A 13084-nucleotide genomic window follows, 5' to 3' on the forward strand; every position below is an offset into this window, starting at 1 on the left:
TGTAATTCTATCTTTTTCTATCTTTAATTCGTTCATCAAGCCTATATCTGCTTAATAAATTTTATACCTTAATTTTAGTTTTAACTAATTATTTGCTATAATTAAGACTAAGTAATTAACATTAGTCGCTTTACTTCTTTTTTTTAAATCCTTAAATAGCTTGCTAGTAATCTTTTTGAGATATCTCATCAAGATAAATTGTCCTATCAATCAGTATAGCAACGGACAATAAAGTCACTTTGTACTTAAATATAATTTTTAGCGATCGCACCTTTTTTGCCCAACCTCACCAAATCGCGTTGCTCCCCCTTCTACTAGGACATAGAAAATTGCCTTAAGCACATCCCACATCTCAACTTCACGCTTGCGACCTCCGGGTTTTGCTTCTGGAATCATGTCACTCAGAAATTCATATTGTGCATGGGTCAGATTGCTGGGGTATGCTTTAGTCATGTTGCTCTTTTGGTGCTGTCTATTATCTATTCACAGCGTATACCGAGAGAGCTTTTTTACAACCTGACAGACTTTTCAAACATCCTCTTACATACTAAGCTTTCACGACTAAGGCGTCTATCTCCTCTATTTAATATTCTTCTAATTGGTTCACAGCGAACCCGATCTCTTTTCGTTCTTACCAACGGTACACTTGCTAAAATTGATGTGACTTCTATCAAGATTAAACTGAAAAAGAAAAACCCTAAAAGTTTTTTATTGAATTTCACTTTTTTCAAGTATTTAATAGTTATTGATTCCTAATAGTTTATCATTTTTCAAGTATGCGATTTAGCAACTTTTGTCTCCACTCGAATACTTCTGGTAAACTCGACTTGGCCAACATACACGCTTCGATAGAAATCCTGGCATTCTCAATTTCACCATTAGCTTCTTCAACTTGAGCTAGCAAGCAGTAAGCATCTGTTCTTTGAGCGTCTAATTCAGTTGCTTTTTCTAAATATCTCTTGGCTTTGCCTAACTTATTTTGCATTAAACTTGCCCAACCCAAGTCTTTATATAAAGATGCTTGTAATTCGGGGTTTGAAGTTTTCTCTAGCCCTTTTAGAGCTAAAGCTACTGCCACATTATAGTCTCCATTTTTATTATTCAATCGTGCTAAAGCAGCAACAGCATGTATTGCTTGATCGCTAATTTTAATAGCTAATTCATACTGCTTTCGTGCCAAGTCATATTTTCCGCGAGTATCGTAGAAATATCCTAAACCGTAATTACCTTCCCAACTGTTTAGTTTCAATTGCAGTAATTTGTTATAACTTTCTTCTACACATTTATCATCTTGTAGTTGCTGACACATAACAGCTAAATTATTATATGCAGAAGCGTCCAGTTCGTTATATTGTATTGCTAGTTCATAATATTTTTTAGCTATTTGAGGATTATTTAAATTACGAGAAGCTTTATCAAAATAAAATTGAGATATAGAAAACTTCACCTGCAAATTAATTTTGATGGCACTATTAAAAAACTGTTGTGCTTCCTCAGTATTACTTGCTGCCTCTGACTTTTTTCCTTGAGCTATCAAATAATTAGCTAGCTCTGGTAAAACTATTTTAATAGTTGCACAATTTATTATAGTAATAGATGCAACAGCTGCACTAATGATAAATAGTTTTGACTTAATTAACCTATGAATCTTACTTTGCAGAGGAAGTTTTTCTAAACGCTGCAAAATTACTCTAGTACTTGGTGGGCGCTGCCCTGGAAAGGTAGCCATCAGTTCATCAATAAAATCAGCAAAAGGTTTATCAATTTGGGGCGCATGTTTTCTCCAAATTAGCTTTCCTGTTTGTGGATCTGTTGGCAGTTTTGTTAAAGCTATTTCTGTAACTAAATACACCAAAGTTCTACCAACAGCATAAAAATCCGATTGCGGTACTGCCTGACCATTGATTTGTTCTAAAGGAGAATAGCAGGGAGTGCGGATCACTGTAATTTCATATTGTCCGCCAATCCCAATATCAGTTCCTTCAGAACTGCTAATCTTGGCTAGGTAAGTGTTTGTCACCTCTCGAACTGCACCAAAGTCAATTAATGCAAGGTGATTATTAGTTTGAAGAATAATATTAGAAGGTTTGATATCTCTATGGAAAAAGCCAGAGCAATGTACCAAATCCAAAATCTCCAATAGTTGTTGGAATAAATTTAAAGCCAAAGCCTGAGATACTCTTCCATGAGCTTTTACCCATTCTTCTAAGTTTTGTCCTTCAAATTTTTGCATTACTAAACAATGCAACTCTAAGGAACTTTCATGTTTAGTGAAAGTAAAGTAATCATCCATCGTAACGGCAGGAATACCTGAATGCTCCAACAGTTGGAGAACCAATGCTTCTCGCTTAAACAACTCTATTAATTTAGAGTCTTGCGATTTTAGCACTTTCATCACCTTACGAGTGCCTAAATCATCTACTTCAAAAACTTCCGTATAATTACGTGATTCCAACGGAATTAATGGCTCAATCAAGCGTATTCGTTGATTAATTAATAATTCTGTTCCACAAGAAAGACACTTTTGACTGTTATCAGAATTTTGTCGATGTTGACAATGAGGATTAATGCAGTAGCTCACATACGCAATAAATATTAAGCTGATTTTAAATCAGGCAGTACATTATGGTATTCTGTAGAACAATACTTTAACACATACTTTGTGACTAAAGGCTGTAAACTTAATAGTACTTCCTTTTTGATACCTCTTTTTTGCTCCAGTAAAGAGCGCTCCACTAAAGCCTCTAATGCTTCAATTAATTTTGAAGTTGTTATCTCAGCCTTAAATTCATGTAATACTTGAGAAACGGAAATTGAATCAGCAGAAGATTTAATGAGTTTTTCTGCTAGATAAAACATGATTCTCTTTTCTAAATTTGTCAACCTACCAGATTCACCAAACAGTTCGTCCAAATTCTCTTGAAACAGATCTGTCATGAATGTAGTTTTACATTTAAAAAATTCTTCTACGCTTCCACAAAAAAAATCTTGAATTCTACTAGCAACTATCTGTAAAGCTAAAGGATTACCACGATAAATTTGAACTAAATCTCCCCATTGATTTTCATCGCTTAATCCTTTTGCTCTAAAAATTTCTAAAGCTTCTTTTCCTAAGCCTTCAATCTTAACTATTCTCGCTGGCTGTCCCTTACGTTGTAAACGGACTATATCAACAAAAGGTTCGCGACTTGTTAATAATAAACAGCTTTTATGTTGTTCCTCTATTAATCTTCTAAAGAAGATACTATAGTCTGCGTATTGCTCGCCATAAGGATTAGAACTAGCATTTCTATTCCCTTTCAGTATTGATTCTGCTGAGTCCAAAACAAGCAGATAACGCCGAGATCGCAGTTGCTCAAGCAACATAGAGACTCTAGCTTGATTATGTTCGGGTAAGCTTAACTGCTGATTTTCTGACTCAAATAACAGCTTAAGAAGATTGCTAACTAATTCTGAAAGTGAGGGAGCATAGGAAACTGGCTTCCAAATAAAAGCATCAAATTTTAGCAAACTCTTACTTAGAACCTCAAATAATTTGGCAACTAGTGCACTTTTTCCAATTCCTGCTGCACCAATTAATGCTACACAGCGCTCTTGAGCAACTAATTCTTTTAACATCGCTAACTCAGGAGTCCGACCATAAAAATTAGATACATCAGGTGGATACCCTCCCATAGTAGGTAAAATATCTAAAGTTTCATCCAAACTTTCTGACCAGTGATTAGCCACTAGCCTCACTTGGTTTTCAAGGATACGTCGCAAACGTTTTTTTGTTACTTTTTCTCCATTACCTAATATCCCTGTTAGTAGCACCCAAAGTGTAGGTGCTACTCGGCGTTGCAAAAATTCATAAGTGTAAGACCCGTTGTGTGCAATTTCCTTGTAGTCTAGGTCTAACCAAGCTGCTTCAATTACAATTTTTTCAGCTTCCTCTAGCCATCTGCCTTGCTTTCCAAACACCAGGTCGTTTATTACTTTGATAGCTTCTTTGGTATTCACTTGAATAAAACTCCTTGCAGGCTGGTAAAGCAATCTACAAACGCTTTGGAAAAGTTTAAACTTTTAATGGCTGAGAACTTTCCACTTTACTATAAGTGATAGTGTACTAAGATTAACAAGATTTTGCTGACTTATATTAAAAACTCTTATAAGATTTTACTATATATTTTTACTTGCCTGAGTTGCTTATTTAGCTCTGTACTGCTATATACTGCAATAAAGTCCAAACTTTTTGTAGGCTGAGTATCTAGAAAATCGTCCCAAAGCCGAAGCAGTATCCAAGGTCTAAGCCCAGCATTTGACAAATCCTGGACTTGCATCTATATCCTGAGTCTGATTGAGCGAGACGTTTGGAGAAAAATTTTTAACAAATGTGGAGGATTTTAACGTAAAAAATCAAAATCTCGTTAAATCGTAGATGACCAAAAGTCTAAAAGTAACCTAGTTTAAGAAAGACATGGAGGTAAATTTACGCAAATACATGCATTCACGGACAAAGCGCCACTAAGGAGTAGCGCTTCGTGCCAGTTTGAAATTTCATATAGCTTCAGAGCGGGGTTGATCTCAAGGAAACAAATAAGTGGCTATTATAGTTTGGCGACTGTATTCCACTAGGTTTGCTTAAGAGTTAAATCCGCGCTGCCAACTCCTATTATAGGAGTTACTGCAGAACTTTTACAAGTTTTAGTGGTAATTTTTGGCTGTCGAAATTCACAAGTTTTTGTAAAGTTAAGCTTGATAAAGAAAGATTGCGAATTTTGTAGTTAAAAAGTAGCAGCGCGTATTAACGCCATCGCTTATCAGTCATCAGTTATCAGTAAAGAGAATCCTTGTTGAATAATTCAGCAATTCTGAAGACTCTTTGGGGTATTTAGACTCCTGCAATTCATTTGTGGCTTTGCACAGATAAAAATTGACCAATTCTGACGCCTCGGCGGAGCGTCTCCGGCTCCGCTCCTGAGTGGTGACTCGATAGCTGTTAAGTGAAAGCTGATTCAACCTCCTCTGATGGTGAAAAACCAATAATCAGAGGAAAAATCGTGAAAGAATGCCTAACAGTAGTTTGCCTTTATACACACCCAAAACTTTGGGAGTGGCTCTCTAACAAAATTGAAACGGCAAAAATTGAGAAACAGCGAGTGGGAGTTTGGCTGGAAAATCTTAGAGTGATGACGGGAGAAGCGATTGTCATTACGAGCGAGTGCTGGTCAGATTACGGATTGCTTTTGGGAGCAAAACAACAGTTGCTTTCACTAGTGCGGGAATTAGAACCGAGGTTAGGACTAGCGATTATCATGTCGCCTGATTTTCTTTTAGCGGGCGTTGTGGTTGTGCAAACTGGAGAAACAATAACCTTTAGCAGAGGGACAGCTACATCTTGGGCGTGTGGTGAGGTGTATTTTGGTTTCACTGGGGAGATCCCGTTATGAGAAATAACTCAATGTGTTCCCCGGCTGAAACAGTTGTCTACCCTAACAACCTAACAGCAGCTTCTTACCATGAGTTAGCAGTTGGTAGTGCCATTCACCCTGCCCTAATCGAGCGCAACTTCTTCCATGTCGAGGGAGAATCAGTCTACGACTACCTATTCATTTCTGATAAAATCCCTCGAAAAAATGCAGGTCGAGTCACAGATGCATACATCAGGCAATATCAGCATCTATTACTGGGGGGGACGTGGATTCAATCTCTTGACCCCTTTAAAAACTGGCAACCAATGGAGTGGGGGCGGATTAAGCCGAACTTCCCTCGCATTGATTGGGAAAAAGGCAAGCCAGTTAAGTACGAATCACCCCCCAAAACCCCCAACCGCGTTACCTACTTTGATATTCGCAACTGTATTTGGGACAAAGTAGCAAAACGCTATTTAATTAAGCGCTATCATTCCCAAGTGGCGCTGCGCTTGCTGGATCGACTCAATCCACTAATATTTTGGGAGTGGGTTCAACAGCATCTAGAGATTCCCATTATTTTATGTGAGGGTGAGAAGAAGGCAGCTTGCTTGCTCTCTTTGGGGTTTGTAGCGATCGCGCTACCGGGAATTTGGAACGGGCGCGTCGGCAAACAAGATTTTGATGAACGGTTGCATCCTGACTTAGTACCAATAGCTCAGGCGGGACGCAAGTTCATTATTTTATTCGATTACGAAACCAAAGCCAATACTCGTTGGTCAGTGTTTCAAGCCACTGTTCGCACCATTAGAACTATCGAATTTCAGGGCTGCACATGTGAAGTTGCATTACTGCCAGGGCCAGAAAAAGGTGTTGATGATTTCGTGGTCAATCGCGGTGAAGACGCTGATGTCTTACTAACTGCGATCGTAGATGATGCCAAATCACTTAAAGATTACCAGCGCTCCTATCGAACTAAGAAATGGGGACTCTCTAAGTACCAGCCAGATGTCACAGTCAATGTGAAATATTTGACCCAAGCCCTGTGCCTGAGCAACCTAGAAGCAGAATGTTCATCTGAACAACCGCTTTATGAAATTGAGAAGGAACAATTATTCACTCCTTCTGTTGCAGGAGTAGGGGAGCAAAGCAGCAGGGGAGCAAAGCAGCAGGGGAGCAAAGCAGCAGAGGAGAGTTTTTGTATAAATTCTTTCCCCCTTGCCCAAGACCCCCTCCGCGACCCTGCCTCTTTTCCCCCTTCCCCAAAAAAATCTTTCCGCTTTCCCCCTCAAGGATTAGTCGTATTGTGGAGCGACATGGGTACTGGGAAAACCCAACTCATGCGTTGGTGGCGTGACCAAAATCCCGACGCACGGTTCCTCAACAATGGACATCGCGTAAATTTGCTCAAAAATCTTGCCCTTCGACTCGAGACTGCCATGTACTCTGACTTGGGTTACACAGGTTTAGCCAAAGCCCAAGCTCTCAGTATTACTATCGACAGTTTACACAAGCTAAATACTCAAGCCCTCACCTACGGCTGCATCTTTATTGATGAAGCTTGTCAATACTTAGTGCATTTACTGCATAGTGATACTTGCAAGGAGCATCGGGCAGCAATCCTGTCAGTGCTTGAATATATAGTATACAATGCACCACTGATAGTAATTGCCGATGCTCACATGGATGATTTGACGGTGGACTTCTTTCGGGCAATGCGACCAGAAGCTGAAGTACCTTACATCATTAAAAACGAGTGGCGAAATGGCTCACGCACTATTTATTGGTACGAGGGTAGTAATTCAAGTGCACTAGTCGCCCAAATCTCGGCAGCGTTGATGAACGGGCAGAAAATCATGGTGGTTTCTGATTCCAAACGCTTCATTAAGAAACTTGAACAATCATTCTTAGTGCAAATATTCGACTCTACTCAATCAGCCGAAAATGGTAAGAGTCAATCTAATGGTGGAAAAGGTAGTAATCCGCCAAAACTATGCATTTGGTCTGTTCACTCCGATAATTCTGGTAGTGAAGAAAACGTCGCTTTCATCAAAGATATCACCAACGCTGTTAAAAACCTTGATGCCTTGTTCACCTCTCCCAGCCTGGGAACCGGAGTAGACATTGCCGAATATCATTTTGATTTGGTATTCGGTGTTTTTCATGGAGTTTCCCAAACTGCAACTGAATGCGCCCAACAACTTTACCGCTATCGGCCGAAAGTTCCGTTTTATGTTTGGGTGGCCCCGCGCCCTCCCTTTGGTTATAAAGATACCAATGCTACCAAAATTAAAGAACGGTTACTGCAATCAAATGAGATGACGGCTTTTTTGATTCGCATTGACCGAAAAACGGGTAAGCGGGGAGCGGAGAAAGATTGGGCGTTGTCTGCCTATTGTCAAATTCTGGCTAACCGCCACTATTCTTTGAATAATCTGCGTGATGATTTACGTTCGCTCCTCACCGAGATGGGCAATACTTTTATCTGTGTGGGCAGTGACGATGATGACCAACTTAGAGTTCGGCTAAAAAAGGCTGGTGCTGCTTTGGACACTGCCCACTATTCGGCTGTTGCCAAGGCTAATAATATTACCACTCCTGAGTATCGTCTCCGACAGAGTAAAGATTACCTTACTCCCCAAGAAGTTTTTGAAAACGAGAAATTTCGGATTCGAGACTCTTACGGCATCAATGTTACACCGGAATTGGTCGAACTCGATAATGGGGGTCGATTAATTAGAGCGATCGCTTCTCTTGAAGCCATTTTATTAAAACCAGAGGGAGTAATTATTGATGATCTTCGTGGTAGAGAATACCCTACACCTCCAAAACTTGTCACCCAAAAAGACCGTGCCGAACGAGAAAAGCTGCCTCTATGTATGGACTGGGGGAATTACTCGGCACGGTGGCTAGCACGGTTTAACTTAGGGTTGCATCAGATCCTTGAGCGGTTAGTTGCCGGGGGCGAGATTACTGCTACCGATCCTCTGTTAATAAATATGATTGCGATTGCTTCATCTTGTGCAACTCACGTTAAAGCAATTCTTGGGTTTACTATCCCTAATGAGTGTAAACCGATTTGGTTGCTGGGCACTCTAGTCGAGCAGCTGGGGCTAAAATTGACCTTCCGCAAGCAGGGTAAGCGCGGTGAACAGGTGAAAATTTATTCGCTATCAAAGTCGGAATTAGAATTTGCTTCACAGGTAATTGCTCACCGCCAAAGCAAACGAGATCAAAGTGCATCATTTGAGCAAAATTATCAGGCTACAATGCAGTCCCAGTCTGCTGTTGCTCCTGAACATCGCCCCGTATCCACCCCCCCCCATGATTATATAGGGAACTCCCATAGAGAGGGGGGGGATACTACAGAATTTGACCCACCCCCGACAGATCGCACTACGCTACTCCATTGCGTGGAAATGCTTCGCTCTCGGTATCAAGCAGGGGGTTGATGCCATTAAGGGCATACTTAAGCGATGGGTTGAGGATTTGCGCTGGGATACGGTGCTGGAACTTGAAGCGATCGCAGCGAATGAGCTGCGGCGAGTCGAGGCTCAAGTCCCGGAATTTTATGCCTTGCTCTGTGAAGATGTGTTGCCTGTTGAGGGGTAAAGTCAGCATCACATGCACGCAATTATGAGACAATTACTTATCAGAATCTTGCTTATAAGAATGTACGTTCGGATAAGTAAATGCATGAAACTCTTGAAAACAGCACCCCTTCTTCCCTGGCACTGGCTTCTCCCATTCCGCTGATCGAACACCCGGCCCAAGTGTACTTGGCAGGGCTTTCCCCAGGTTCGCGCCCAGCTATGCGCCAAGCTCTCAATGCGATCGCGCGATTGCTCACGGATAATAATTGTGATGCGATGACTTTAAACTGGGCAGCGTTGCGCTACAAACATACTCAGGCAGTCCGCTCTGTTTTGAGCGAAAAATATGCACCAGCTTATGTGAACAAAGTGCTGTGTGCTTTGCGGCGAGTTTTAAAAGAAGCTTTGCGGTTAGAGATAATGGATGCTGTTGATTTTGCTCGTGCTGTGGATATTCCTAACGTTAAAGTCACCAAGCAATTGCGGGGGCGTGTTCTCACCACCGAAGAAATCGCCCAATTGATGCAAACCTGTTTTGATGACCCTACCCCCACTGGTTACAGAGATGCTGCAATATTCACCATCTTGCGCGGAACCGGACTCCGCCGTTCTGAAGTGGTGAATTTAGACTTGAGCGACCTTGACTTGAATACCGGGGCAATACAGGTGCGTGCTGGCAAAGGTGGCAAAGACCGGACTGTGTACTTACCCGAAAGTGGTTTAACTGTCGTCTCGGATTGGTTATCGCTTCGAGGCTACGAGTCAGGTCCCTTACTGTGCCATGTCAACAGAGGCTCAAGGATAGTGCGGCGAAGACTTACGTCTCAAGCAGTGCTGTTTATTTTGCAAAAACGTGGTCAACAGGCTCTTGTAACTACTTTCTCCGCTCACGATTTCCGTAGAACTTTCATTTCCGATCTGCTCGATGCTGGTGAAGATATTTCTACAGTTCAAAGGTTAGCTGGACATGCCAACAGTGACCAGACTGCCAGATATGATCGTCGCGGTGAAGAAACTAAACGCCGTGCTGTCCAAAAGTTGATTATTCCAGGTTCGCGGATCAAATCAAGGGGACTTCACTAGTTTCTACACCCAACTTTAAATTCTACACCGTAGGCATTGGGAGCTGATCGCTGGTTTTTCTGATTGATGCCGGAATTGATTTTTTCGGGATCGGTATATTGATGCGATCGCCTTGGTCCCCTGTACAAGCACAGGCTTTGAGCATCGGTGAAAATATCTGGGTTTAAGCCTGAGATAAATTGCGTTCCTTAGCAGTTCTCGATGGGGTTATCCCTCTTGTGTCACTTTCCGGAGAAAGTAAGTAGTTCAGGAGCTAAATCATCCAGAAAGATAACAGGGTTTAAATTGATTCATAGCAGTAATTAAATGATTGAATCCCACTAATAACTGTGAATTAGAAAAAATATCGAGCCAGGAATAAATCAACCAAAATAGTAAGAGTGGTTGGACAATTAGACGCAGATTATTTAAAACATTCTTTCATCCACATTCATGATTCCATTGTTGATGATTAGAAAAAGCAATATGGCTAGTTCTTTGCCCCTCAGTCTCAATTTGACGAGATTGATTTAAGGCTAACAAGGCTGGAGAATTCAAACTAATCATCGTGTAAACACAAAAAATAATCTCCCACCACCTCTCAATGTAATGACTGGGCTGAGTTTATACTTACCACCTTCGCTATTTCTGGTAACGATTTTCTTTTTATCGTTGATATTATCCCCAAATGTAAATATTTAAAGCACTCATAATTTCTTACCTCTTTGAACAGGTCTTTATACTCTGTACAATATTCATCAATCATGGCAACTGTTGGGTGAGCATAAGAAAGCCAAATGTTTGAGAATTTGTAATTCTACATCCATTGCCCTGCCTACCTGAAGAGAGTTTTTTCTTTTAATCCTTTTATTCAGAATACTCGGAAACTCACACAAGAGGGATATCTCTCCCTGCTCCCTACTCCCTTCCTCTTCGTTGAGGAATGCGCTGACGATGGTAGCATCAAGGTAATTATCATGATAAATTAAGCGATTAAATGAGCGTGGATAGTTACGGTTTACCTAAATAGTACCTAGACATGAGCCAAACAGGGAAAAACAAGAAACTGGCATCTTTTAACTGTGACCAAAAGATGTGGGAGCAGTTTATCGCCCGTTGCAAATCGAAAGGGACGACGGCAACAGCCACGCTCACCCAATTTATCGAACTTTACCTAGACGATCTAGATAACCTTGATGTAATTGGTGGCGATAATTTAGATAAACGCTTGGACTCTAAGATTAAGGCAAGTATTGAGGAATATTTGGTTGCTGGTAACAATAGTCACCCCAGTCCGACGAATGAAACGATATTAGCTATTTGCTCACGACTAGATAAGCTTGAGTCACAGTTATCAAGTGAATCTAATAGGAACCAAACCACAGCAATCCATAACCTCGCCGATTTAGAAGAAAAAATTGAGGTAATGTGTGCCCGAATGACACAGTTGGCTGAGGCGATCATTAAAATTCAAGACTATCTCAACAACCAACAAAAGCGGGGACAGAAATCGTACTACAATAATTCATCATTCAAAGTGCATAGTCCCCGAATGCAACCATTAACCGAAGAAGGTTTAGCTTCAAGACTTGGTGTAAGTGAAGAAAGTGTACGCAAGGAGCGAATTAATCTTCCCCCACCGCTTTTTGTAGCATGGTGTAAGGGCAAAGATAGATCCGGTATTGGGTGGGAATTTAACGAAAATACGGGATTATATCAGCCGGCAAGTTAGTATTTTTATTGAAACAGAATTCAGGAGTCAGGAGCCAGAATACAGGAAAGGTATTTTGAACTTCATAGTGGATGAATCCAGGGCGTTTTTGCACCCCCACTAAATATGCAGATTTAGTGGTCAACAAGACAGTGGCGGGTCTGAATCCCCCACTGATAGTGCCGTCCGCGTTCGCTTTTAGCGTCTGTCTGCGACACGCTGCGCGAACGTAGAGAGCGTCTTCATTCTGATTCCTGAATTCAGAATAGCTGAATTCTTCTTCAACGCTTCTATCTTGAGATTATTTGGTATGTCCATTAGTAGTTTTGTAAGCCACTGTTTGATTTGTGGCGACTGTAGCCAGTATTTGATTTGCTCATCAGTAGAAGTTATGTGATTGGCTAATTGCGCTGGATTTTATTCATCTTTATTAACTTGGATTTTTGGTTGAGAAAGTTGCTGAGAATTAGCATCTGTGTTGGATATAAAATCGATTACTTAAAAGAGAATATCTCTATTATAGATAAAATGGATATACCCGATAATAGCTAATATCTTTTATCAAGATATTAAGATAAATAAATATAAGAAAATTATTTATCCTCTGATACTAAATAATAAAGATTTGACCAAATGATTATGTTATAAATATTAAATAAGTTCCTTATGCAAGTATCAAAGAAATACTATGCACCCAATAAAGTTTAAGAAAAAGTGGAAATTAACCTACCCCGAACTTTCACGCATTTTAGGATACGCAGATTTTACTGTTCGGAGCTGGGGTCTAGAAGGAAAAGCGAAACGAAATCCCCATTTTGTTGTCTACCAACTTTGCGCCCTGTTAGATGAAAAATGGATAAATCAAGGTAAAGTTCCAGGACAAAGACATTTGATTGATGAAATGCTGATACCAATTCTGTATGAAGATGCGCCAAACTACGTCAAACTGATAGATGAGTGCATTGAGTAATTTTGTGATGAGTCGTCCATTCCAAGTTGAGATAGGGAGCAACGCGATTTGGTGAGGTTGGGCAAAAAAGGTGTGATCGCTGGCTCCTTTGAAGCTGCACGTAGAACCCTAATTGATTGGGGAATAAATATTAGCTTAAAACGAATAGAACGACTAACATATCATTTTGGTCAACTAGGAATAGATTTACGTAATAACAAGTTAAATGATTTTAAATCTGGTAATTTATCTAACTTAAATACTCTTCAAGACCAACGTGTTGTAATCGCTGTGGATGGTGGGCGTACACGTATTCGCATACCTAAAAAAGGGAGACGTAGAGTTAAAACTAATCGTAGAGGTTTTACAGGAGAATGGA

8 protein-coding genes and 2 pseudogenes are annotated in these 13084 nt (G+C 40.5%); 6 read left to right on the forward strand and 4 right to left on the reverse strand.

What is annotated here, in order from left to right:
- Window positions 1-258: 258 nt before the first annotated feature.
- The 3 genes from FCR06_RS31150 to FCR06_RS31160 all read right to left on the reverse strand — a co-directional run bounded on the left by FCR06_RS31150 (window position 259) and on the right by FCR06_RS31160 (window position 3999).
- Entirely contained in the window at window positions 259-453 is a 195-nt protein-coding gene (locus FCR06_RS31150) for a transposase (protein WP_411268033.1), read from the reverse strand.
- Between the two features lie 310 nt (window positions 454-763).
- Window positions 764-2581, reverse strand: coding sequence for a protein kinase domain-containing protein (locus FCR06_RS31155; RefSeq protein ID WP_223280381.1), 1818 nt, complete (start codon window positions 2579-2581; stop codon window positions 764-766).
- Between the two features lie 14 nt (window positions 2582-2595).
- On the reverse strand, window positions 2596-3999 hold the full coding sequence (locus FCR06_RS31160) for an NB-ARC domain-containing protein (RefSeq protein WP_138506688.1): 1404 nt from the start codon (window positions 3997-3999) through the stop codon (window positions 2596-2598).
- A 1040-nt stretch (window positions 4000-5039) separates the two neighbouring features.
- Here FCR06_RS31160 and FCR06_RS31165 point away from each other — a divergent pair.
- The 3 genes from FCR06_RS31165 (at window position 5040) to FCR06_RS31175 (ending at window position 10066) form a co-directional block, all read left to right on the forward strand.
- On the forward strand, window positions 5040-5429 hold the full coding sequence (locus FCR06_RS31165; protein ID WP_138506690.1) for a hypothetical protein: 390 nt from the start codon (window positions 5040-5042) through the stop codon (window positions 5427-5429).
- Window positions 5426-8842 (forward strand): plasmid replication protein, CyRepA1 family, encoded by a 3417-nt coding sequence (locus tag FCR06_RS31170; protein ID WP_411268034.1) that lies wholly within the window; start codon window positions 5426-5428, stop codon window positions 8840-8842. Before FCR06_RS31165 ends, FCR06_RS31170 begins: the two co-directional genes overlap by 4 nt.
- Window positions 8843-9082: 240 nt before the next feature.
- Window positions 9083-10066 carry a tyrosine-type recombinase/integrase gene (locus FCR06_RS31175; RefSeq protein ID WP_138506692.1) on the forward strand — a complete coding sequence of 328 codons (984 nt, stop codon included), beginning with the start codon at window positions 9083-9085 and terminating at the stop codon, window positions 10064-10066.
- Window positions 10067-10324: 258 nt separating this feature from the next.
- Here the strand turns inward: FCR06_RS31175 and FCR06_RS31180 are convergent.
- Window positions 10325-10872: pseudogene (locus tag FCR06_RS31180) on the reverse strand (hypothetical protein).
- A 212-nt stretch (window positions 10873-11084) separates the two neighbouring features.
- On the opposite strand from FCR06_RS31180, the gene FCR06_RS31185 reads away from it, so the two are divergent.
- The 3 genes and pseudogenes from FCR06_RS31185 to FCR06_RS31195 form a co-directional block, all read left to right on the forward strand.
- A complete protein-coding gene (locus tag FCR06_RS31185) occupies window positions 11085-11777 on the forward strand; it encodes a hypothetical protein (protein WP_138506694.1) in 693 nt (230 codons plus the stop codon).
- 667 nt (window positions 11778-12444) lie between these two features.
- The gene (locus tag FCR06_RS33235; RefSeq protein WP_189523657.1) at window positions 12445-12726 is read left to right on the forward strand and encodes a hypothetical protein; all 282 of its coding nucleotides are present in this window, start codon (window positions 12445-12447) and stop codon (window positions 12724-12726) included.
- 69 nt (window positions 12727-12795) lie between these two features.
- Window positions 12796-13084 (forward strand): annotated as a pseudogene (locus FCR06_RS31195) (ISLre2 family transposase); the annotation flags it as partial.

It is taken from the genome of Nostoc sp. PA-18-2419, assembly GCF_005869855.1.
Taxonomy (GTDB): Bacteria; Cyanobacteriota; Cyanobacteriia; order Cyanobacteriales; family Nostocaceae; genus Nostoc.

Excerpts from the sequence above, each read along its gene's own strand:
- FCR06_RS31150 (WP_411268033.1), bottom strand. The coding sequence starts at position 453 with ATGACTAAAGCATACCCCAGCAATCTGACCCATGCACAATATGAATTT.
- FCR06_RS31170 (WP_411268034.1), top strand. The coding sequence starts at position 5,426 with ATGAGAAATAACTCAATGTGTTCCCCGGCTGAAACAGTTGTCTACCCT.
- FCR06_RS31175 (WP_138506692.1), top strand. The coding sequence starts at position 9,083 with ATGCATGAAACTCTTGAAAACAGCACCCCTTCTTCCCTGGCACTGGCT.
- FCR06_RS31185 (WP_138506694.1), top strand. The coding sequence starts at position 11,085 with ATGAGCCAAACAGGGAAAAACAAGAAACTGGCATCTTTTAACTGTGAC.
- FCR06_RS33235 (WP_189523657.1), top strand. The coding sequence starts at position 12,445 with ATGCACCCAATAAAGTTTAAGAAAAAGTGGAAATTAACCTACCCCGAA.